Source organism: Sphingomonas sp. 320_CC (assembly GCF_059691795.1).
Genome location: NZ_JCAWAE010000001.1, coordinates 699,265 through 720,363 on the forward strand (window position 1 = coordinate 699,265; position 21,099 = coordinate 720,363).

The 21,099-nt window shown below is 66.1% G+C and carries 19 protein-coding genes; 8 read left to right on the forward strand and 11 right to left on the reverse strand.

From position 1 onward, the window contains the following. The first annotated feature begins 1 nt into the window (after position 1). The 3 genes from AC59GX_RS03260 (at position 2) to AC59GX_RS03270 (ending at position 2,943) form a co-directional block, all read left to right on the forward strand. Positions 2-484, forward strand: a complete 483-nt coding sequence (locus tag AC59GX_RS03260; protein ID WP_426281009.1) for a nuclear transport factor 2 family protein — start codon at positions 2-4, stop codon at positions 482-484. Between the two features lie 159 nt (positions 485-643). Next, a complete protein-coding gene (locus AC59GX_RS03265; RefSeq protein ID WP_426281008.1) occupies positions 644-2,482 on the forward strand; it encodes an acetyl/propionyl/methylcrotonyl-CoA carboxylase subunit alpha in 1,839 nt (612 codons plus the stop codon). Continuing rightward, entirely contained in the window at positions 2,482-2,943 is a 462-nt protein-coding gene (locus AC59GX_RS03270; RefSeq protein WP_093400360.1) for a MaoC family dehydratase, read from the forward strand. The genes AC59GX_RS03265 and AC59GX_RS03270 overlap by 1 nt, the downstream gene beginning before the upstream one ends. Here AC59GX_RS03270 and AC59GX_RS03275 read toward each other — a convergent pair. Then, the gene (locus AC59GX_RS03275) at positions 2,937-4,727 is read right to left on the reverse strand and encodes an IlvD/Edd family dehydratase (RefSeq protein ID WP_426281007.1); all 1,791 of its coding nucleotides are present in this window, start codon (positions 4,725-4,727) and stop codon (positions 2,937-2,939) included. The two genes, AC59GX_RS03270 and AC59GX_RS03275, sit on opposite strands and share 7 nt — an antisense overlap. A gap of 24 nt (positions 4,728-4,751) precedes the next feature. Further along, positions 4,752-5,897, reverse strand: coding sequence for an aldose epimerase family protein (locus AC59GX_RS03280; RefSeq protein ID WP_426281006.1), 1,146 nt, complete (start codon positions 5,895-5,897; stop codon positions 4,752-4,754). A 136-nt stretch (positions 5,898-6,033) separates the two neighbouring features. Here AC59GX_RS03280 and AC59GX_RS03285 point away from each other — a divergent pair, with 136 nt between their 5' ends. Continuing rightward, on the forward strand, positions 6,034-7,356 hold the full coding sequence (locus AC59GX_RS03285) for a sugar MFS transporter (RefSeq protein WP_426281005.1): 1,323 nt from the start codon (positions 6,034-6,036) through the stop codon (positions 7,354-7,356). A 163-nt stretch (positions 7,357-7,519) separates the two neighbouring features. Further along, positions 7,520-8,515, forward strand: coding sequence for an AraD1 family protein (gene araD1 / locus AC59GX_RS03290; protein ID WP_426281003.1), 996 nt, complete (start codon positions 7,520-7,522; stop codon positions 8,513-8,515). 2 nt (positions 8,516-8,517) lie between these two features. Here the strand turns inward: araD1 and AC59GX_RS03295 are convergent, their stop codons facing one another. Next, positions 8,518-9,918, reverse strand: coding sequence for a sensor histidine kinase (locus AC59GX_RS03295; RefSeq protein ID WP_426281002.1), 1,401 nt, complete (start codon positions 9,916-9,918; stop codon positions 8,518-8,520). Between the two features lie 181 nt (positions 9,919-10,099). Next, positions 10,100-10,765, reverse strand: coding sequence for a response regulator transcription factor (locus tag AC59GX_RS03300; protein WP_426281001.1), 666 nt, complete (start codon positions 10,763-10,765; stop codon positions 10,100-10,102). A gap of 112 nt (positions 10,766-10,877) precedes the next feature. Between AC59GX_RS03300 and AC59GX_RS03305 the strand changes: the two genes are divergently transcribed. Further along, positions 10,878-11,534 carry a hypothetical protein gene (locus AC59GX_RS03305; protein WP_426280999.1) on the forward strand — a complete coding sequence of 219 codons (657 nt, stop codon included), beginning with the start codon at positions 10,878-10,880 and terminating at the stop codon, positions 11,532-11,534. 58 nt (positions 11,535-11,592) lie between these two features. Here the strand turns inward: AC59GX_RS03305 and AC59GX_RS03310 are convergent, their stop codons facing one another. The 5 genes from AC59GX_RS03310 to AC59GX_RS03330 form a co-directional block, all read right to left on the reverse strand. Then, positions 11,593-11,814, reverse strand: a complete 222-nt coding sequence (locus AC59GX_RS03310; protein WP_426280998.1) for a hypothetical protein — start codon at positions 11,812-11,814, stop codon at positions 11,593-11,595. Further along, entirely contained in the window at positions 11,811-12,944 is a 1,134-nt protein-coding gene (locus tag AC59GX_RS03315) for a PepSY-associated TM helix domain-containing protein (RefSeq protein WP_426280997.1), read from the reverse strand. The genes AC59GX_RS03310 and AC59GX_RS03315 overlap by 4 nt, the downstream gene beginning before the upstream one ends. 245 nt (positions 12,945-13,189) lie before the next feature. Next, positions 13,190-14,083, reverse strand: coding sequence for an SDR family oxidoreductase (locus AC59GX_RS03320; RefSeq protein ID WP_497300805.1), 894 nt, complete (start codon positions 14,081-14,083; stop codon positions 13,190-13,192). Positions 14,084-14,142: 59 nt separating this feature from the next. After that, positions 14,143-15,762 carry an OFA family MFS transporter gene (locus tag AC59GX_RS03325; protein WP_497300807.1) on the reverse strand — a complete coding sequence of 540 codons (1,620 nt, stop codon included), beginning with the start codon at positions 15,760-15,762 and terminating at the stop codon, positions 14,143-14,145. A gap of 44 nt (positions 15,763-15,806) precedes the next feature. After that, positions 15,807-16,481 carry a fumarylacetoacetate hydrolase family protein gene (locus AC59GX_RS03330; protein ID WP_426280993.1) on the reverse strand — a complete coding sequence of 225 codons (675 nt, stop codon included), beginning with the start codon at positions 16,479-16,481 and terminating at the stop codon, positions 15,807-15,809. Positions 16,482-16,605: 124 nt separating this feature from the next. On the opposite strand from AC59GX_RS03330, the gene AC59GX_RS03335 reads away from it, so the two are divergent. Both AC59GX_RS03335 and AC59GX_RS03340 read left to right on the forward strand, forming a co-directional pair. Continuing rightward, positions 16,606-17,700 (forward strand): catalase family protein, encoded by a 1,095-nt coding sequence (locus tag AC59GX_RS03335; protein WP_426280992.1) that lies wholly within the window; start codon positions 16,606-16,608, stop codon positions 17,698-17,700. Then, on the forward strand, positions 17,669-18,484 hold the full coding sequence (locus AC59GX_RS03340) for a metallophosphoesterase family protein (RefSeq protein WP_497300809.1): 816 nt from the start codon (positions 17,669-17,671) through the stop codon (positions 18,482-18,484). The genes AC59GX_RS03335 and AC59GX_RS03340 overlap by 32 nt, the downstream gene beginning before the upstream one ends. 146 nt (positions 18,485-18,630) lie before the next feature. Here the strand turns inward: AC59GX_RS03340 and AC59GX_RS03345 are convergent, their stop codons facing one another. Together AC59GX_RS03345 and AC59GX_RS03350 are read right to left on the reverse strand one after the other, a co-directional pair. Then, positions 18,631-19,419 (reverse strand): hypothetical protein, encoded by a 789-nt coding sequence (locus AC59GX_RS03345; protein ID WP_426280990.1) that lies wholly within the window; start codon positions 19,417-19,419, stop codon positions 18,631-18,633. Positions 19,420-19,511: 92 nt separating this feature from the next. Continuing rightward, entirely contained in the window at positions 19,512-20,795 is a 1,284-nt protein-coding gene (locus tag AC59GX_RS03350) for a glycosyltransferase (RefSeq protein ID WP_426280989.1), read from the reverse strand. Positions 20,796-21,099 lie beyond the last annotated feature (304 nt).

Consider the following 21,099-nt stretch of genomic DNA (forward strand, 5'->3'; position numbering starts at 1 on the left):
GATGATCCTGCTGTCACTTCTCCTCGCCGCCGGTCAGATCACCCCGGTCCAGCCGATCGTCAAAGGCACCGGCCTGCCGCCCGCGGTAGTGACCGAAGAGGCGGGCGTCATGGTCCCGATCGATGCGCTCTTCGCCGCGCTCGCCGCCCGCGACGGCCAGGCGATCCTCGCGCAGGTCCGCTCCGACGGAGGCGCCACCGTCGCGGAGGAAAAGCCAGACGGCACGCGCTCGGTCCGCCGCACGAGCTGGCCCGAGTTCGCCGCATCGATCAAGCCCGGCCCCGAGCGCTACGCCGAGCGCCTGACCGATCCCGCAGTCGACATCGACGGCGACATCGCGATGGTCTGGTCGCCCTACGTCTTCACGATCGACGGCAAGGTCTCGCATTGCGGCACCGACCATTTCGACATGGTCCGCGACGCCGGCCGCTGGAAGATCGCCAACATCACCTGGTCCAAGCGCACCACCGGATGTGCGAACTGACATGGCCTGTCCTACACCGCCCGCATCGGCTTATGCCGGAATGACCATGATGAACCAGTCGACCCTTTCCGCCGATCTTCCTGCCGTCGAGCGGCTTTCGAGCCCGATGTGCACATCGCTGGAGCGTCTGCACTTTGTGCACTTCCGCGGAGCGAATCGATGATCGAGTCCCTCCTGATCGCCAATCGCGGCGAGATCGCCTGCCGCATCATCCGCACCGCAAGGGCACTCGGCATCCGCACGATAGCGGTCTATTCGGACGCTGACGCGAACGCGCTCCACGTCCGCCAGGCGGACGAAGCCGTCCATATCGGTGCGTCCCCGGCACGCGAAAGCTACCTCGTCGGCGGCCGCATCATTGCCGCCGCGAAGGAGACCGGCGCCCAGGCGATCCACCCCGGCTACGGCTTCCTGTCCGAGAATGCCGACTTCGCCCAAGCCGTGCTAGACGCCGGACTGATCTGGGTCGGCCCCAACCCCGATAGCATCCGCGCAATGGGCCTCAAGGACGCCGCGAAACAGCGCATGATCGCTGCCGGCGTGCCCGTCACGCCGGGCTATCTCGGCGAGGACCAGTCTCCCGAGCGTCTGAAGGCGGAGGCCGATGCGATCGGCTATCCCGTCCTCATCAAGGCAGTCGCCGGCGGCGGCGGCAAGGGTATGCGTCGCGTCGATACGGCCGCCGAGTTCGCCGACGCGCTCGTCTCGTGCCAGCGCGAGGCGGCGTCGTCGTTCGGCAACACCGACGTGCTGATCGAGAAATACATCCTCTCGCCGCGCCATATCGAGGTGCAGGTCTTCGGCGACAGCCACGGCAACGTCGTCCACCTGTTCGAACGCGACTGCTCGCTCCAGCGCCGCCACCAGAAGGTGATCGAGGAAGCGCCCGCACCCGGTATGGACGCCGCCACCCGCGAAGCGATCTGCGCCGCCGCGGTAAAGGCCGCCACGGCAGTCGAGTACGTCGGCGCCGGTACGATCGAGTTCATCGCCGACGCCAGCGAAGGCCTCCGCGCCGACCGCATCTGGTTCATGGAAATGAACACGCGGCTGCAGGTCGAGCACCCGGTGACCGAAGAGATCACCGGCCAGGACCTCGTCGAATGGCAACTCCGCGTCGCGTCCGGCGAGCCCTTGCCGAAGCGTCAGGACGAACTGGCTATAGACGGCTGGGCGATGGAAGCACGGCTCTATGCCGAAGATCCCGCCAAGGGGTTCCTGCCGTCGATCGGAACGCTCCAACGCTTCGATCTCGGCACCACCGCGCGCGTCGATACCGGGGTAGAGCAGGGCGCTGAAATCTCGCCGTTCTACGACCCGATGATCGCCAAGGTCATCGCTTGGGGCGAAGACAGAGAGACTGCGCGCGAAGCCCTGGCGTATGCGCTCAATGGTGCGGTCGTCTGGCCGGTACGCTCAAACGCGGGGTTCCTCGTCGAGGCGCTCGACCATCCCGACTTCGTGGCGGGCACGCTCGACACCGGTCTGATCGCGCGCGAAGGCGACACGCTCATGCCGCCGACGCACCCGACCGAAGAGGCGTTGGCCGACGCCGCCGGGGCGCTCGTATCAGCCGATCCAATCGCCGGCTTCCGTCTCAATGCCGCCCCCCGCCGCAGCGCGACGTTCCTGCTCGACGGCGAACCGGTCGAGGTCGAACTCGACGGACAGGCCGGAACGACGTCGGCGTTCGAAGACGTCCTGATCTCCGAAGCTGGCCAGACCTGGCAGCTCAAGCCTTGGCGTGCGTCGGGTGTCGCTGCGGGCGGAGCAGCGGACGGCGCTATCCTGTCGCCCATGCCGGGCCGCATCATCGCGGTCGACGTGGCAGCGGGCGACACCGTCGCGAAGGGCCAGAAGCTCGTCACGCTCGAGGCGATGAAGATGGAGCATTCGCTGACAGCGCCGTTCGACGGCATAGTCGCGGACCTCAACGCCATCGAGGGCGGGCAGGTGACCGAGGGCACCATGCTCGTCCGCATCGAGAAGGATAGCTAATGGCCGGCCGCTATTTCGACGACTGGAGCATCGGCGACCGGATCGAGCACGAGATCCGTCGCACGGTGACCGAGACGGACAACCTGCTGTTCTCGACGATGACGCACAATCCGCAGCCGCTGCATCTCGATATCGAGGCCGCCAAGGCGAGCGAGTTCGGCCAAATCCTCGTCAACGGCACCTTCACCTTCGCACTGATGGTCGGGCTGTCGGTCGGCGAGACGACGCTCGGCACGCTCGTCGCCAATCTCGGCTACGATAAGCTGGTGCATCCGAAGCCCGTGTTCATCGGCGACACGATGCGCTGCGAAACCGAAGTGACCGAGCTCAAGCCCAGCAAGTCGCGCCCCAACGCGGGCATCGTCACCTTCACGCACCGGCTCATCAACCAGCGCGACGAGATCGTGTGCCAATGCCTGCGCACCGCCCTGATCGAGCGGCGCGCAAGTCCTCCTCAGTGATTATCGCGCGGTAGGCCCATCGTCTGCGCGATCCGCTGGTACTTCTCGGCGCCTTCGAGGATCGCACCCGTCTCCATCTGGCCGACCGTGGCGCGCTGGATTTCCTGCCACGGCGTCTGCGAACGCGGATAGGCATAGCCACCCGCTTCGGTCAGCGCACGGCGACGTTCGGCGAGATCCTCGTCCGAGATCAGCACGTTAGCGCTGCCCTTGGCGAGGTCGATGCGAACTCGGTCGCCAGTCCGGATCAACGCAAGCCCCCCCATCGCCGCCGCCTCAGGCGAGGCGTTGAGGATCGACGGCGACCCCGACGTCCCCGACTGGCGACCGTCGCCGATGCAGGGGAGGGCATGCACCCCCTCCCGGATCAGATACGCCGGCGGCCGCATGTTCACGACTTCCGCCGCACCCGGATAGCCGATCGGCCCCGCGCCACGCATGAACAGCAACGTATCGGTGGTGATCCCGAGCGACGGATCGTCGATCCGGTGGTGGTAATCCTCCGGCCCGTCGAACACGACCGCGGGGCCCTCGAACGCCTCGAGATCGTCCGGGTTGCTCAAATACCGCTCGCGGAACTCGGGCGAGATCACGCTGGTCTTCATGATCGCCGAGTCGAACAAATTGCCGCGCAGCACGATGAAGCCGGCATCCTCGAGCAGCGGCGTCGCGAACGGGCGGATGACGCGCTCGTCCTCGATCGTCGCGGTCCGGCAATTGTCGCCGATCGACTTGCCGTTCGCGGTCATCGCGTCCTCGTGGATCAGGCCCTGCTTCATCAGCTCGGCGACCACCGCGGGGACGCCGCCGGCATGGTAGTAATCTTCGCCGAGATACTCGCCCGCGGGCTGGAGGTTGACCATCAGCGGCACTTTGTGACCGTGCGTCTGCCAGTCGTCGATCGGCAGGTCGACGCCGATGTGGCGCGCGATCGCGGCGAGATGGATCGGTGCGTTGGTCGAGCCACCGATCGCCGAATTAACGACGATCGCGTTGTGGAACGCCTCCTTGGTCAGAATCTCCGACGGCTTCAGATCTTCCGAAACCATGTCGACGATCCGCTTGCCGGTGCGATAGGCGACCTCCTGGCGATCACGGTACGGCGCGGGGATCGCAGCCGAGCCGGGCAACTGCATGCCGAGCGCCTCGGCGAGCGAATTCATCGTCGTCGCGGTGCCCATCGTGTTGCAATAGCCGGTCGACGGCGCCGACGACGCGACGAGCTTGATGAAGCCCTCGTCGTCGAGCGCACCGGTCGCGAGCAGTTCGCGCGCCTTCCACACGATCGTCCCCGAACCGGTCCGCTCGCCCTTGTGCCAGCCGTTGAGCATCGGCCCCACCGATAGCGCGATCGCCGGAATATTCACGGTCGCCGCCGCCATCAGGCAGGCGGGCGTGGTCTTGTCGCAACCGATCGTCAGCACGACGCCGTCGAGCGGATACCCGTAGAGCACCTCGACCAATGCCAGATAGGCGAGGTTGCGGTCGAGCCCGGCGGTCGGGCGCTTGCCGGTTTCCTGGATCGGGTGGACCGGGAATTCGAGCGCGATGCCGCCGGCTTCCCGGATGCCCTCGCGCAGGCGTTCGGCGAGCACGAGGTGGTGGCGATTGCACGGCGACAGGTCGCTGCCGGTCTGCGCAATCCCGATGATCGGCTTGCCCGAGCGCAGTTCCTCTAGGCTCAGCCCGAAGTTCAGATAGCGCTCCAGATAGAGCGCGGTCATGTCGATATTCTCGGGGTTGTCGAACCACGCGCGCGAGCGGAGCTTAGGCATGTCGGTCATGAGGAGCTTTCTGGAGATCAAATATCAGCGGGCGACGGAAATGCGGTAGATCATGGCGTGATGATACGGCTTGCCCGGATCGACGCGTGCGGAGACGAAGTTCGGCTTGTTCGGCGCATCGGGGAATTTCTGCGGTTCGAGCGCGATGCCGTCGCCCATGCGGTACAGATGACCCTTCTTGCCGATGAACGTGCCGTCGAGGAAATTGCCGGTGTAGAACTGCACGCCGGGCTCGGTCGTCAGGACTTCGAGCACGCGGCCCGAGACAGGATCCTCCAGCCGCGCGGCCAGTTCGGGCTTGGCGGTCAGACCCTTGTCGAGCGCGAAATTATGGTCGTAGCCATGGCCGTAGCGGATCTGCTGGTCGCGACCATCGCGGATGCCCTCGCCGACGATGCGGCCGTTTCGGAAATCGAACACCGTGCCGGCGACGGGCTGCAGCGTACCGGTCGGGATCAGCTTGTCGTCGACCGGCGTGATCGCTTTGGCGGGGATCGTCAGCCGGTGGCCATACGCGCCCATCGCCGAGCCTTCGCCGCCGAGATCGAAGATGCCGTGATTGGTCATGTTCACGATCGTCGGCTTGTCGGTCTTCGCGTCATACGCGATGCCGAGATTGCCGGCTTCGTCGAGCGTATAGGTGACGGTGACGTCCAGATTGCCGGGATAGCCGGAATCGCCGTCCGGGCTGCGGTAGCCCAGCACGAGCGTCGCGGTCGGGCCGTTCGTCGCCGAGACGATCTTCCACGCGACCTTGTCGAAGCCCTTGCCGCCGCCGTGCAGCGAATTGACCTTGTCGTTGAGCGGCAACTGGTACGCCTTGCCGTCGAGCGTGAAGCGGCCACCGGCGATGCGATTGGCGAAACGGCCGACCGTCACGCCGAAGAAATTGGGATGCTCGACGTAGGAGGCGAGGTCGTCATAGCCGAGCATGACGTCGGCGATCTTGCCGTTGCGGTCCGGGCCCATCAACGATTGCAGCGTGGCACCGTACGACAGGATGCGCGCGGAGACGCCATGCGCGTTGCTGAGCGTCACGGCCTCGATCGTGGTACCGTCCTTAAGCGTACCGGCAGGCGTGCGCTTCGCCTCTGCCGCGTCGGCTGCGTGCGCCGAAAGCGCTGCCAGCAAGGTTGCCACGATGATCCCCGACTTTGTGATTGCGCGCATTCCGGTTCCCCTCCTTATTCGTCTGACGCCGTTGACGCGCCTTGTGTGGCTATATAGTCGGACAATATATTTCTGGGCAAGCCTTGCGGGAAAAGACTGTTGCAGTCACCGACAGGGCACGGAGGATGAAACGACTATGGCGATGCCGATACAGACGCAAAAGCCCGTTGAGGCCGGGGCGGTGCATGCCGCGGGAGGCGCGCCGAGCTATCGATCCGCGCTCACGTTGCTCGCCAGCCTGTTCTTCATGTGGGGCTTCATCACGGTCATCAACAACACGCTGCTGCCGCACCTGCGCAGCGTGTTCGACCTCAGCTATACGCAGACGACACTGATCGAGAGCGTCTGGTTCATCGCGTATTTCTTCGCCTCGATCCCGTCGGCCAAGCTGATCGAGCGTGTCGGGTATCAGCGCGCAATGGTGTTCGGGCTCGGCCTGATGGCGGTCGGCGCATTGATGATGGTGCCCGCCGCGCGGCTGCCGTCGTACGGCGTGACGCTGGTCGCGCTGTTCGTGATCGCGAGTGGCATCACGCTGCTGCAGGTTGCGGCGAATCCCTACGTCGCCGTCGTTGGTCCGCCCGAGACAGCGTCGTCGCGGCTGAACCTCGTGCAGGCGTTCAATTCGGCGGGCGCAACACTCGCGCCGCTGTTCGGTGGCTACCTGATCCTGGGTCGTTCGACCTCCGGCACGGCCGCCGCCGGTTCAACCGCGGTGCTGACGCAGGCCGAGCGGATTGCCGACGCGCAGTCAGTGGTGCTGCCCTATCTGATCGTCGCGGCCGTGCTGGTCGTGCTGGCGATCGTGATCGCGCGCTTCCCGCTGCCCGCGATGGGGTCTGCGACGCAGCGTTCGGCGAAGGCGGATCGCAAGGGCCAGTCGCTCTGGTCGCATCGCAACCTCGTATTCGGCATCCCGGCGATCTTCATTTATCTGATAGCCGAAATTGGTGTCGCCAACCTGTTCATCAATTTCGTCAGCCAACCGAACATCGGCAACCTGACGCACGAGCAGGCATCGCATTACCTGTTCATCCTGTGGGGCGGGATGATGGTCGGCCGCCTGATCGGCAGCGTGGTGATGCGCACGATCCCTGCCGAGCGCGTGCTGGCGTTTGCGAGCATCGGCGCCTGCGTCGTGATGCTTATCGCTACTTTCACCACAGGGCACGTCGCGATGTGGGCGCTGATCTCCGTCGGTCTGTTCCACTCGATCATGTTCCCGACGATCTTTACGCTCGGCATCAAGGGGCTTGGGCCGCTCACCGAGGAAGGGTCGGGCCTGCTCATCATGGCGATCGCAGGCGGCGCGCTAGTCATCGTCCAGGGCTGGCTCGCAGATACCTACGGTCTCCAGAACTCGTTCCTGCTGACCGCGGCGTGCGAACTCTACGTGTTGTTCTACGCCGTGTGGGGATCGCGGACGACCAACGCGTTGCCGGAACAAGCGGTGCGCTAAAGGACCAACACTCTCAGATCCTCTTGGTCTGACAATTAGCCGACCGGTTAGTGTCTCTTGCGTAGTTGAGTAAGGTTCAAAGTAGCACGATCGGCATCGCTAGCGGCTGTAATCAGTCCGAGTAATAGGGTATGCCCTTCGCTCGTTAGCAGGAGAATTAGAAGTGAGCAGTTTGCGCCTATTGCAGCATCGCGCAGCGAACGGCACGCGGTCGGTGATCGCCGCTTCCGACGAGGGCGCGAGCCTCGTCCTGGGCGTGGACAGCGTCCGTGAACTTGCGACGCGCGCGATCGCAGCGGGCACCGATCTTGCGACGGCGGTTCGGGCGTGTGGGACCGGCGCGACGGTTGAAATCGCCGCCGAACTTGCCGCCGGCCGCCTGCTGTCACCGATCGATCATGGCGATCCCGCTCATCTCATCATGACCGGCACCGGACTGACGCATCTCGGTTCCGCGGAAGGGCGCGACAAGATGCACCGCGCTGCGGCTGCAGCCGAAACGCTGACGGATTCGATGCGCATGTTTCTCGACGGAGTCGCGGGCGGCAAGCCGGCGGTGGGCGAGACGGGCCAGCAGCCCGAATGGTTCTACAAGGGTGATGGATCGGGTTTGGTCGGGCCTGGCGGCGCACTCACCAGCCCGGCCTTCGCGCAGGACGGCGGCGAGGAGCCCGAACTCGCCGGCATCTACCTGATCGGCCCGGACGGTACGCCGTTCCGCCTTGGCCTCTGTCTTGCCAACGAGTTCAGCGATCACGTGACCGAGCGGCACAATTACCTCTGGCTCGCGCATTCCAAGCTGCGGCAGGCGGCGCTCGGTCCGGAATTGCTGACCGGCCCAATTCCCGACCATGTCGAGGGCATGAGCCGCATCCACCGCGACGGTGCGTTGCTTTGGGAAAAGCCGTTCCTCTCGGGCGAGGCGAACATGTCGCACACGATCGCCAACCTCGAGGCGCATCACTTCAAATACGATCTGTTTCGCCGGCCGGGCGACGTTCACGTCCATTTCTTCGGGACGGCAACGTTGTCATTCAGCGAAGGCGTGACGACGCGGGAGGGCGACGTTTTCGAGATCGAGGCGCCGCCGTTCACGCTGCCGTTGCGCAACACGCTGGCCAAGGCCTCGCCGTCGCCGGTCGTCGTCCGCGCACTGTGAAATCAGCCGCGCTGAGGTAGCGTCAGGCGGACTAACAAGCCGCCGAGGACGGGGGAACGGTCGAGCGTCACCGTGCCCCCGTTCAGTTCGGCGAGCTCGCGCGTGATCGACAGTCCGAAGCCGTGACCGTCGCCGCGTTCGTCGAGACGACGGCCGGGCAGGACCGCTTGCGCCATCGCCGTGTCGTCGAGACCTTGACCGTCGTCGGCAATCTCAAGCGTGACGGTGCCGTCGACCGAGTTCGCAGTGATCGAAACCGCGGCGCGCGCGTGACGCCATGCGTTGTCGAGGAGGTTGCCGATCATCTCGTCCAAGTCCTGCGGGTCGATTGCGACGGCTAGGTCGTCGGGAATCGCGATGTCGATCGTCATCGGGCGATCGGCGTGAATGCGGCGCAAGACCGCGATGAGATCGGCAACGGCGGGGGCGATCGGCGTCCGGGTGCGCGCGCCGCCGGTCGCATCCGCGCGAGCGCGACCGAGGTGATGGCGGACTCGACGATCGATCTGGTCGACCATGTCGCGGACGTCTGCGTCGGCGTTCGCTTCGGCCAGTTTCAGCGAGAGCGCGGCGAGGGGGGTCTTCAACCCGTGCGCTAGGTTGGCGACGTGTTGGCGGGCGTGCGCGAGCCCGGCCGCGTTCTGGTCGATCAGTGCATTGAGTTCCGCGACGAGCGGTTGCAATTCCCCGGGCTGGTCGTCGGGGACGTGGCGCTCGGTGCCGGCGCGAACGGCTGCGAGCGAGGTGCGGAGATCGCGCAGGGGGCGCAGGCCAAAGCGCAACTGCACCAGCGTCGCCAGCGCAAGGCCGACGCCGAGTAAGGCGAGCGAGCCGAGCAGCGGGATCATCGCCTCGCGCAACGGCTCCTCGACGATCCGGCGGGGGCCGATCGCGGTGATGGTCACCGTGCCGCGTGGGGTGGTGACGTCCAGGCTGCGCGAGTGCAGCCGCTCGCCGCTTTGGTCGCGCGCTTCGCCAGGGTGAACCTGTCGGTCTTCCTGCCCGCCGGGGCCGGGTGGAAGCGGGCGCTCTTCACTGCGAGGTAGAACGGGCGGCGGCGGTGGAATGGTTGAGGCTGGCTTTGAAATGGTTGGGGGCGGGGTCGTGCCGCTATCGAAGCGACCGGCGGGACCTTCGACCTGCCATGACCAGTCGGACCCGGGTTCGCCGAACTCGGGCAGGTCGATCGCGCGCATCCGGTCTAGCGAACCGTCCGGGCGGACAGCCCGCGCCAACACCGCGACTTGCGCATCGAGGCGTTCGTCGAGCCCGCGCGTGACGAAGCGTTCGAGGACGTGGCCGATCGTGATGCCGGCGAACAGCAGCGCGATCCCGGTCGAAAGCGCGGCGATCGCGAGCATGCGGCCGAAGAGCGAGCGGGGGATGAGGCGGAGGCGGGTCATCGCCGGCTTCGCGCGCTGGTGTCGAGTGAACCGCCCGTCACATACCACCCCGGCGAAGGCCGGGGACCAATTGGAGAGGTTTCGATTATGATGGACGACGCGCCATTACTATTCATTTCCAATTGGGCCCCGGCCTTCGCCGGGGTGGTGTCTTTGTTGTGGCGAATCGTTTGTCCGGTCATCACGACCCATCCGCCGTCAGCCGATACCCGCGTCCGCGCACCGTCTCGATCATCTGCGCACCGATCTTCCGCCGCAACCGGCCGATGATGACCTCGATCGAGTTCGAGTCGACATCCGCATCGCCCTCGTAAACGCGCTCGATCAGGTCGGCGCGCTCGATGACGACTTCGCGGCGGAGCATCAGGGCGGAGAGCACGCGCCATTCGAACGCGGTGAGTTTCAGCGGCAGGCCGTTCAGCTCGAACGTGCCGAGCTGCGCGTCGAAGGTCAGCGGTCCGCACGTGACGCGCGCCGCCGCATGACCGGCTGCACGACGGACAAGCGCCCGCAGCCGCATGACCACCTCCTCGACGCGGAACGGCTTCACGACATAATCGTCGGCACCGGCCTTGAAGCCCTCGACCTTTTCCGACCAGCCGTCGCGGGCGGTGAGGATCAGGACGGGCAGGTCGCGTCCCGCCGCACGCCAGTCACGCAAGACCGACAGCCCGTCGCGCTTGGGCAAGCCGAGATCGAGGACCGCCGCGTCGTACATTTCGGTCGCGCCAAGATGACCGCCGTCCTCACCGTTGGTCGCGACGTCGACCGCGAAATGCTCCGCGCGCAACGCTCGCGCCAACCCGTCGGCGATCGCCGCATCGTCCTCGACCAATAATACCCGCATTCGCCTGTCCCTATGCCTGAGACCCCAACGGAAACTGAACGGCTTGGTTCAGCGGGCGTCGGCAGCGCGCGCCTAGACGGTGATTCGTCAACCAATGAGAGGAACGACGCACGTGACCGAACATTCCCATATCGCGCCGAACAAGCGCTTCAATCTCCGCCGCAATCGCCTGGCACTCGCCGCGGCTGGTTTGCTGGTGGTCGGCGGTGCAGCGGGTGCCGTCACGGTTGCCGCCACGCGCCCGAGCGTGACGATGGCGCCCGCCACGCCAACCGCGATCCGTTCGCTCCAGTCCGACGGCATCGTCACGATCCGCGGCACGGTCGCGGAGACCTACGGCAACAAGTTCGTGATGGCCGACCGCACCGGTCGCGCGCTGGTCGATCTCGGTCGGGAAGGCGATGGCAGCAACTTGATCGCGGCGGGTCAGCCCGTGACGATCCAGGGTCGGTTCGAGGATGGCTTCGTCCACGCTTCGTTCCTGGTGGCACCCGGTGGCAAGGTAATGGCGCTCGGCCCGGTCGGCGGCCCGCCGCGTGGCCCGCATGGTCCTGGTGGCCCGGGACGCGACGGTCCGGGGCGTGATGGCCCCGGTGGGCCGGAAGGTCCTGGGGTTCCCGGCGGTCCGGGTGCCCCTCCGCCGCCGCCGGTGGGTATGGCGCCCCCGCCGCCGCCAATGGCTAACGGTGCAGTCGCGCCCGCACCCGTTGCCCCTCCGGTCGGGGTGCCAACGACCGCGCCGGCCCGGCAGGGTACGCCGGCGACCTGATGCCGGCCGCCTGACGGTCACAACACCAGCGCGGGGCCGGTATTATGCTGGCTCCGCGTTATCGCCGTATCGGTGCGGGCTGGAGATGTTGACGGCGCTGTGCCGGCTCGGGCGGGCGGACCCAGTAGCGGCCGGTCACGACCAGCGGCAACGCAAGCAGCAGGCCTGCACCGACATCCCAGACGCCGTCGCCGATCAGGCCTGCGCCGAGCCCGGCGACGGTCGACACGCCAAGCAGGATCGGCAATGCGAAGATCTGGCCGTTGGTCTTGTGTGTCATGCCATTTCTCCCGCCATCACGACTTCGCGGACGCGTTGGTCGCTCGGACCACCGCGACGACGCAGCCAAAGATACAGCCCGCTACCGAGCACGATGATCGTCAATATGTCGAAGATCGCCCAGACGATCTTCATCGCGAGGCCGCCGTAATTCCCGAAATGCAGCGGTTGCGCGAGCAGCATCGCCTGCATGTACCAGGGCATCGGCACGACCGCGTCGAGCCGTCCGGTCGCGGCATCGACGAAGCCGGGCAGCAACATCTTCGACGTCAGCGGCGTCGCGCCTTTCAGGAAGACGGCGTAGTGATGGTGACTGCTGAAGACGACGCCGGGGAAGGCGATGAACTGCGGCTTCATCTCGGGCGCCTCGCGCTGCACCGCGTCGAGCGCGGCCTGGACCGAGGCGCGCTGGGCCGGCAGTGGCGTGCGTGCCTCGCTGGCGATGATCTCTGCAAGGCCGTTAGCCTTCCAGATACCGGTGATCGGCACGACGAAGGTGTTGATCGTGCCCGTCACGCCGACGACGCTCGCCCAGGTGAGCGTGACGATGCCGAGGAGATTGTGGCGATCGAGCCAGCCGAGACGCTTGCTGCGCCCGCGACGTAATGTGCCGAAGTCGAGCTTGGCCATGAACGGTGCGTAGAGCACGACACCCGAGACGATCGCGGCGAAGAAGAGCAGGCCCATCACGCCCAGGAAGATTTCTGCCCAGAAACCGAGGAACATGTCGGTGTGGAGCTTCAGGATGAACGCCATCACGCCGGGGACATAGGGCGGCATCTTTGCCCCGGTGCGCGCGTCGAACGCAAGGAAATGCATCGCTGCGGGCGCGGCATCGGGCGTTGGGCCGGTCGTCACGTAGACGATCGGGCGCTCGTCATCGAAGCTGATGTAGAGGGGGACCTCGCCGGACGCCGCCTTCGCAGCGCGGCTGAGAATGGCGTCGAGCGACAGCGATGGCGTGTTTGCCGGAAGCGTGGCCATCGGCGCGGGCGGGTCGAGCCAGCCGTCGATCTCCTCGTCGAAGATCAGCGGCAGGCCGGTCACGCACAGCATCAGCAGGAACGCGGTGCAGATCAGGCTCGTCCATTTGTGGACGAGATACCAGGTCTTGATCGTACCGCGGGTCATGCGCGGGGAGTGGTTTCGATGAGGGGTATGATCTGCTGAGCGGTCACCAGCGCACAGGTACAGATTTGATAACGATGTGCAATAGCGACGTTGGTGCTAGGGCCTTACTAGCTGATCCTCCCCCGCCAGGGGGAGGTGGCACCGCAGGTGACGGAGGGGGAGGAACGCGCAACGACGGTAATCCTTACCTCCCCCTCCGTCTCGCAAGTGCCAGCCACCTCCCCCTGGCGGGGGAGGATCAGCAGTCAAGCGACCCCTGCGCCGCCGGTTACGCCGTAGACTTCACCCGTGATGTAGCTGCCTTCTTGCGAGGCGAGCAGCACGTACACCGGGGCGATCTCAACCGGCTGGCCCGGACGGCCGAAATGGCTTTTCGAACCGAACGTCTCGAGCGTTTCTTGCGGCTGGCCACCGCTGGGCTGGAGCACCGTCCAGAACGGGCCCGGCGCGACGACGTTGGCGCGGATGCCCTTCTCGATCAGCTGCTTGGCTAGACCCTTGGTGTAGGCGACGATCGCGGCCTTGGTGGTCGCATAGTCGAGCAGATTGTCGGACGGGTCATAGCCCTGCACCGACGCGGTCGTGATCACGGCCGCGCCGACGGGGAGATGCGGGACGGCGGCCTGCACGAACCAGTGCAACGCATAGACATTGGTCTTCATCGTCTGGTCGAAATCGTCGGTCGAGATTTCGGCGACGGTCGGTCGCGTCTGTTGGCGGCCCGCGTTGACGACCAGCACGTCGAGTCCGCCGAATGCATCGACCGTCTGCTGGACTGCGGCGCGACAGAACGACTCGTCCTTCACATCGCCCGGCAGCGCGAGCGCCTTGCGCCCCTCTGCCTCGATCAGCGCGACGACTTCCTTCGCGTCGGACTCTTCGGCGGGGAGGTAGACGATCGCGACGTCGGCACCTTCGCGGGCATAGGCGATCGCCGCGGCACGGCCGATACCGCTGTCGCCGCCGGTGATGAGCGCTTTGCGCCCCGCGAGCTTGCCCGAACCCTTGTAGCTGGTCTCGCCGTGATTGGGTTTCGGATCCATCTTCGACGCGATCCCCGGCGCTTCCTGCGGCTGCTGCGGGAAGGGGGGCTGCGGATATTGCGTGCGCGGATCCTGCATCGTGAGCCGGTCGTCCATGGGGTGCTCCTGTGTCGAATGAACAGGAGCAACCCATGCCGGCGCGGATAGGTTGCGCCCTATTTGAGCAGGATCAACGCCTTCGACAGCGTCATGTAGATCCCCCAGAGGATCGGCAGTCCGACTGCCAGCCATGCGAACACGACAAGTGGCGACGTCCCGGTTGCCGCAGTAGCCGTACCACCGGCCACCGTGTCGACCGCGATCGGCCGGTCGTCCGCCGCCATGTGGAACTTGGCCGCGACCGGCCGGACGAACAGGTTCGCGACGAACCCCGCGACGAGCATCGCCGCCAGCACGAGGAAGATCGGCGGATAGATATCGCTGCGGGGCACGCCCGCCGCGATCGCGCGGTCACGCATGTTGGCGACGAGGAGCGGCCCGACCACGCCTGCGGTTGACCAGGCGGTCAGCAACCGGCCATGGATCGCACCGACATATTTCGTCCCGAACAGGTCGGCGAGATACGCCGGCGCAGTCGCGAACCCGCCGCCGTACATCGAGGCGAGGATGCAGAAGACCAGGATGAACAGGCCCAAGGTCGTGCCCGCCAGCGCCGGTGCGGCGAAACCGTAGAGCACCGCGCCCGCCGCGAGGATCGTCGCGAACAGGGGTTTGCGCCCGATGCGATCGGACAGCCAAGCCCAGAAGAACCGCCCGCCGATGTTGAACAGGCTGATCGCACCCACGAACCCAGCGCCGACCGCTGCTGCCGCCTTCTTCTGGTCGTCGTCGAACGCGGTGAACAACACGCTCGGCGCATCAATCAGGCGTCCGCCAAACAGCTCCTGCAACATCGGCGAGGCGATACCGATGATCCCGATCGAGGCGGAGACGTTGAAGAAGAGCACCAGCCACACCAGCCAGAATTGCGGCGTGCGGTGCGCATCCGACAGCGCGACGTTGAAGCGGCTGATTGATGCCTTGGCGCTGGTCGGCGCGGTCCAGCCGGCGGGCGCCCAACCCTCGGCAGGCACGCGGTAGCCGATCGCGCCGGCCATCATGAACACGAAATAGATGCAGGCCAGGACGAGGAACGTCTGCCAGACGCCGACGCCTGCGGGGCTAGCGAAATGCTTCATCAACAGGTCGGCGAGCGGCCCGCCGATCATCGCGCCGCCGCCAAAGCCCATGATCGCCATGCCGGTCGCCATGCCGCGGCGATCGGGAAACCATTTGATCAGCGTCGAGACGGGCGAGATGTACCCAAGGCCAAGCCCGATACCGCCGATCACGCCCGACCCGAGCCAGATCAGCCAGAGCTGATGCGTCGCGATGCCGATCGCGGCAATGCCCATGCCGCCGCACCAGCAGAATGCGGCGACCACGCCGGCCTTCCGCGGGCCGGCGCGTTCGAGCCAGCCGCCCCAGATCGCGGCGGCGGCACCGAGTACCACGAATAACAGCGTGTACGTCCAGACGAGATCGCTCACCCGCCAGTCGCAGGTCGTGGTGGTCAGCGCGCCGAGTAGCGTAAGGTTGGGGCAGGCGACCGGATCCGTGATCCCGATCGCGCGCGACAGCGGCAACCAGAACACGCTGAACCCGTACGCCATGCCGATGCACAGGTGGATCGCGAGCGCACAGGGCGGCACGAGCCACCGGTTGAAGCCTGGGCCTGCAACCGTGCGCGCCCGGCTGAGAAAGCCCTCCGCGCCCAGGTCTCTCGTGTCCGGCATGCAACCCCCTGTTTAGCTTTGTTTATGCACCGGACGATGGGCGATCACGCCGCGAATGTCACCTCCAGTGTTTCGAACCCGTCGATCGTAGCGTGCACTGTCTGTCCGCGCCGGATCGGGCCGACGCCGGCGGGGGTGCCGGTGAAGATCAGGTCGCCCGGTGCCAGCTCGACGAAGGTCGACAGCGTCGCGATGATCTCGGGCACGCTCCAGATCATCATCGACAGGTCGCCGGACTGGCGCGTCTCGCCGTCGATCGCGAGTGCGATGCTGCCCTTAGTTGCGGGCACGCCTGGCGTCAGTGCGCCGACGGGGGCGGACCGATCGAAGCCCTTCGCCATGTCCCACGGGCGCCCGGTCTTCTTCGCCGCCGCCTGGAGATCGCGCCGCGTCAGGTCGATGCCGACGCCTGCACCGAAGATCGTCGCAGCGGCGTCCTCGACCGCGATATCCTTGCCGCCCGTGCCGAGCGCGATCACCAGCTCGACTTCGTGGTGCAGGTCTTCCGTCTGCGGCGGGAAGGGGAGCGTGCTGCCGTCCGCGACGACCGCATCGGCGGGCTTGGAGAAGAAGAACGGCTCCTGCCGATCGGGATCCGAGCCCATCTCGCGGGCGTGGTCGGCATAGTTCTGGCCGACGCAGTAAATCCGGCGGACGGGGAAGCGGTCGGTCGTGCCGGCGATAGCGACGGTCGGCGCAGTGATCGTGGGGATGTGCATGATGGCTCCTTCGCGCGCTCTCATCGACCGCAGACGCATGCTTTGCAACGGCCGCTCGCAGCAACGAAGCGGAACGTCTGCCGACTCAACGGGTTACGGCTAGGCACTAACCGGAGATACCCCAATGCCCAGCAACCAGCCCGTCCGTTTCGATCCGTCCGTCGAAACGATCGCTCCCGACGAGCAGGAGACTTTGCAGGGCATGAAGGACTCGTTCCAGGAGATTTTGGAAACGACCTCGCAGGATTACGGCCATGCGGTCCGCTCGGTCCATGCCAAGGCGCACGGCATCGCGCGCGGTACGTTCACGATCGCCGACAATCTGCCGCCCGAGCTCGCACAGGGTATCTTCGCAACGCCCGGCCGCCACGAGGCGATCATCCGGATCTCCACTAACGCCGGCGATATCCTCGACGACAGCATCAGCCTGCCGCGTGGGCTCGCGCTAAAGATCCTCGATGTCGATGGCGCCCGCCTGCCGGGGTCGGAAGGCGACACGACGCAGGACTTCATCATGGTCAACGGCCCGGCCTTCTCCGCGTCCGACCCCAAGGCCTTCGCCAAGAACCTGAAGCTGCTCGCGAAGACGACCGACCGCTTCGAGGGCGTGAAGAAGGCAATGTCGGCCACCTTCCGCGTCGTCGAGTCCGCGCTCGAGGCGGTCGGCGGCCAGTCGGCGACGCTGACCACGCTCGGCGGTGCCAAGCCCGTCCATCCGCTCGGCGAGACCTATTACTCGCAGACGCCGTTCCGCTTCGGCGATTATATCGCGAAGGTCGCGCTGTTCCCCGTCTCGCCCGAGCTGACGCGGCTGACCGGCGATCTCGTCGACATCACCGCGCGCCCGGATGCGCTGCGCGAAGTCGTGCGCGAGGAACTCATCGAGCATGGCGGCAAGTGGGAGTTCCGCGTGCAGCTGAACACCGATCTCGAAAAGATGCCGATCGAGAACGCTTCGGTGGTCTGGGACGAGGCGGAGAGCCCGTTCGCGACGGTCGCGACGCTCGAAGTGCCGGCGCAGCTTTCCTGGGAACAGGGCGTTACCGACCATACCGACGACGCGTTGTCGTACAGCATCTGGCACGGCATCACCGCGCATCAGCCGCTCGGCGGCGTCAATCGCACGCGCAAGGACACGTACAAACAGTCGGCGGATTTCCGCGGCAAATTCAACGGTTGTCCGATGCATGAGCCCGCCAAGCTGTCCGAACTCGCCTGACACGACGATGGGGGGCGGTACACTTAAGCTGTTCCACGTCAGCGACGTGCATTTTGGTGCGGAGGACCCGGCGGCGATCGCCTGGTTCTCCGAACGCGTCGCCGACGAGAAGCCGGACGCGGTCATCATGACCGGCGACCTGACGATGCGCGCGACGAAGGATGAGTTTCAGCAGGGGGGCGACTGGTTGCGCTCGTTGGGCGTGCCAGTGACGCTGGAGGTCGGCAATCACGACATCCCCTATTACTGGGATCCGTTCCGCCGGCTGTTCGCGCCGTACCAGCGCTACGCGGCGGTCGAGCAGATGATCGAGAAGCCGCTGGAGCTTCCCGGCGTTACCGTCGTGCCGCTTAAGACGACGGCGCGGGCGCAGTGGCGGTGGAACTGGTCGAAGGGGCGCGTTAGTCCCGGGTCGCTCAAGCGTGCTCTGGCAATGATCGCGGACGTGCCGAAGGGTAATTTGATCCTCATCGGTGCTCATCATCCGCTGATCGAAGGCGGTACCACCGGGACTGCGAAGACGCGTAATGGCGACGAGGCGCTGACGGCATTGGCTGAAGCGGGGGCGCATGCCGTGTTGTCGGGGCACGTCCACGACCCGTTCGACGTGCCGGTCGAGCGGGCAGGGCGGATCATTCGGATGATTGGTGCGGGCACGCTGTCGAAGCGGACGCGGGGTAGCCCGCCTGCGTTCAACGAGATTCGCGTGGAGAACGGGCGGTTCGAGACGTTGGCGCGGACATTGTCCGACGAGGCGAAGCACTCGATCACGAGCGAAGTCTGACGAGAGTTTCGATCCTCCCCCGCCAGGGGGAGGTGGCGCGAAGCGGCGGAGGGGGAGGAACACGCAACCAAGTTTGTCCCTTACCTCCCCCTCCGTCTGGCAAGCGCCAGCCACCTCCCCCTTGCAGGGGAGGATCAGGAGCTTGCCTAGTCCGGTGCTTTCCCGGAATTGAACTCGATATCGATCTCCACCCAGCCGCCGAGAATTTGTTTCCCGCCGACACGCGGGGGACGGACGCGGAACTGCCACGCGGCTTGGCGCATTGCCCGCGCGAGACCCGACCCGACCGGCGACTCGCTGAGCGCACGGCAATTCTCGACCTGGTAATTCGCGATCATCCGGCAGGCGATCTTGGCCCAGCTGTTCGGCGGAGGCGGGCTCTTCAGATAGCCGTTAAGCTCCGCATCGGTCGGTCGGCGATACCATTCGACCTTGTATAGCCGCTCGCCACCCGGACCTTCGCCGGGGCCATAGGCGGCACCAATGTCCTTACCCTTGCCCGACCCGCTGCCACCGTCCCCGCCGGCGAGCTGGTCGTCGGGGTGCGACGGCATCTTCGAGATATCGGCAGCATCGAACATCTCCATCCCACCAAGCATCTTGATCGGCAGCGGTGGCGGCGATGTCGGCGGGGCAGGGGGTGCCTGTGCGGAGGGGACCCTGGGTGCGGCACGCTGCGGCGATCCGCCGCTCGCACGCTTTGCTTTGGTCGGCGACGGCGTGCGCTTCTCGGGCGTAGGCGCAGTCTGATCCGGGGCGATCTGGAACGTGACCGGTTCGCGGCGCTCCTCGGGCTTCGAGGTAACCGAGGGCGCCAATCGTAACAGCAGCAGGAGGATCAGGACGTGCGCGATGACGGTCAGCACGAACGCGCCGCTGCGCCGTCGGGTCGAACCGCGTGTCTCGATCGACGAAGGATGGTACGCCGACCGCATCGGCAGTCCGCCTAGCCCCGCCAAGGCGCGACGGCAACGCCCGGCGTCGATGATCTTTTTGTCACCATGGTCACTGAAAACTGTCGACGAAGTCAGCCGCGCTCATCGACGAGCGCCGCGATCGCGTCCGCGGCGGCCTCTGCACCGTTCTCCAGTGCAACCTGCGCGCCGACATGCGCGGCCTTCTCGCGTATCCGGTCGGTCAGGATGGCGGTGATCGCGGCACCATCATGCGCGATCGTGAAGTGCCTCGACGACAGCGTCTTGCCGACGCCGATCGATTGGATGCGGTGCCCGTTGTCGTACTGATCGCCCATGTGCGGGACGACAAGTTGCGGCTTGCCTGCCCGTAGCGCCTGGCCGGTGGAGCCCGCGCCGCCGTGATGGACGATCGCGCAGGCCCGCGGGAACAGCAGTGAGTGCCGCGCATAGCGGCAGACATGCACGTGTTCGCTCGCTGCTGCCTGATCGTCGCTACCGGTCAGCAGTACCGCGCGCAGCCCGAGCGTTCGCGCGGTCGAGGCTGCAGCGGCGTAGAAGTTGCCCGGCGCAAACGTCGCGAAGGATCCCAGCGTGAAGATCAGCGGTGATGGGCCGGCAGCAAGAAACGCCTCTAGCGCTGGCTCAAGCGTTTCGGGCGCTCCGGAGTCGCTGTCGAAGATCGCAAAGCCGGTGACGCGCGCGATGTCGGGAAGATCGGGCTGGCGCGGCGCGATGGCCGGCGAATAGCAGCACAAGGTCAGGTCGGCGCTCGCGGGCGTCTCGAGCAGCAACGCCTGGCGTGACGGCGGCAGGCCGCGTGTCTTGCGAACCGCGTCGACGGGGCGTCCATATCGATGTCGCAGCACGCCGCGCATGACCCGGTACACCGACCGGTTCCAGGCACGACCGATCGGCCCGGTCGGTGCGTGGGCCATCATCGCGAAGTCGGGCGTGCGGGGGGGCGCATAGGCGGAGAAGGTAGCCATCGGCTGGAGCAGGACGTTGACCAGCGGCACGCCGCGCGTCTCCGCGACGATCGGCGCGGCGAACACGAACAGCGAGGCGACCAGCGCGACTGCCCCCTCCATCGCGTCGTCGAGAGCCGTCGTGCTGTCGGCCAGCCACGGCATCAGGATCCGGTTCATCAGATACGTCTGATCCGACATGATCCGCTTTGCGACCTGGTCGGGCGGCATGCCCAACGTCTCGGTCAGCGCGTCGAACCCGCCGACGATGGCCACGCCGGTGAGGCCTGCGGCTTCGACCTTGGCGACGTGGTCAGCCGGTACCGCCAGCACGACCGTGAACCCACGAGCCTTAAGAGCGAGGCCGATCGCAATGAAGGGATGCAGGTCGCCGAGCGAGCCGATCGTGGCGAGGACGATCTTTCGCATCGGCTCTGTGTTGTCCTTCCCGGTCGCGAATTTCCACGGCACCCGCCGAAGCCGTACAGCGGGAATGCGACTCCTTTGTTGCGGGGAATTGCCGGTGCCGTGGCGCGGGGCATGAAGCCAGATGCGCTGGGGGTAGGGCCGATCTACGGTCAGTTCGAACCGCAAGATCATATTTTCCCGTCATGCCGAACAAGTTCCGGCACCCACGGTGGCGCAAAACCAAAAGACTTTGTCTTGCGGAGGTGAACGCCGGACCGCGTCGGTATCCCTCTTGAGTAAGAGCCGGCTCGCAATTCGACGGCGG

Coding starts and splice junctions, on each gene's coding strand:
- AC59GX_RS03260 (WP_426281009.1), top strand. CDS start 2: ATGATCCTGCTGTCACTTCTCCTCGCCGCCGGTCAGATCACCCCGGTC.
- AC59GX_RS03265 (WP_426281008.1), top strand. CDS start 644: ATGATCGAGTCCCTCCTGATCGCCAATCGCGGCGAGATCGCCTGCCGC.
- AC59GX_RS03270 (WP_093400360.1), top strand. CDS start 2,482: ATGGCCGGCCGCTATTTCGACGACTGGAGCATCGGCGACCGGATCGAG.
- AC59GX_RS03275 (WP_426281007.1), bottom strand. CDS start 4,727: ATGACCGACATGCCTAAGCTCCGCTCGCGCGCGTGGTTCGACAACCCC.
- AC59GX_RS03280 (WP_426281006.1), bottom strand. CDS start 5,897: ATGCGCGCAATCACAAAGTCGGGGATCATCGTGGCAACCTTGCTGGCA.
- AC59GX_RS03285 (WP_426281005.1), top strand. CDS start 6,034: ATGGCGATGCCGATACAGACGCAAAAGCCCGTTGAGGCCGGGGCGGTG.
- AC59GX_RS03295 (WP_426281002.1), bottom strand. CDS start 9,918: ATGACCCGCCTCCGCCTCATCCCCCGCTCGCTCTTCGGCCGCATGCTC.
- AC59GX_RS03300 (WP_426281001.1), bottom strand. CDS start 10,765: ATGCGGGTATTATTGGTCGAGGACGATGCGGCGATCGCCGACGGGTTG.
- AC59GX_RS03310 (WP_426280998.1), bottom strand. CDS start 11,814: ATGACACACAAGACCAACGGCCAGATCTTCGCATTGCCGATCCTGCTT.
- AC59GX_RS03315 (WP_426280997.1), bottom strand. CDS start 12,944: ATGACCCGCGGTACGATCAAGACCTGGTATCTCGTCCACAAATGGACG.
- AC59GX_RS03320 (WP_497300805.1), bottom strand. CDS start 14,083: ATGGACGACCGGCTCACGATGCAGGATCCGCGCACGCAATATCCGCAG.
- AC59GX_RS03325 (WP_497300807.1), bottom strand. CDS start 15,762: ATGCCGGACACGAGAGACCTGGGCGCGGAGGGCTTTCTCAGCCGGGCG.
- AC59GX_RS03330 (WP_426280993.1), bottom strand. CDS start 16,481: ATGCACATCCCCACGATCACTGCGCCGACCGTCGCTATCGCCGGCACG.
- AC59GX_RS03335 (WP_426280992.1), top strand. CDS start 16,606: ATGCCCAGCAACCAGCCCGTCCGTTTCGATCCGTCCGTCGAAACGATC.
- AC59GX_RS03340 (WP_497300809.1), top strand. CDS start 17,669: ATGAGCCCGCCAAGCTGTCCGAACTCGCCTGACACGACGATGGGGGGC.
- AC59GX_RS03345 (WP_426280990.1), bottom strand. CDS start 19,419: ATGCGGTCGGCGTACCATCCTTCGTCGATCGAGACACGCGGTTCGACC.
- AC59GX_RS03350 (WP_426280989.1), bottom strand. CDS start 20,795: ATGCGAAAGATCGTCCTCGCCACGATCGGCTCGCTCGGCGACCTGCAT.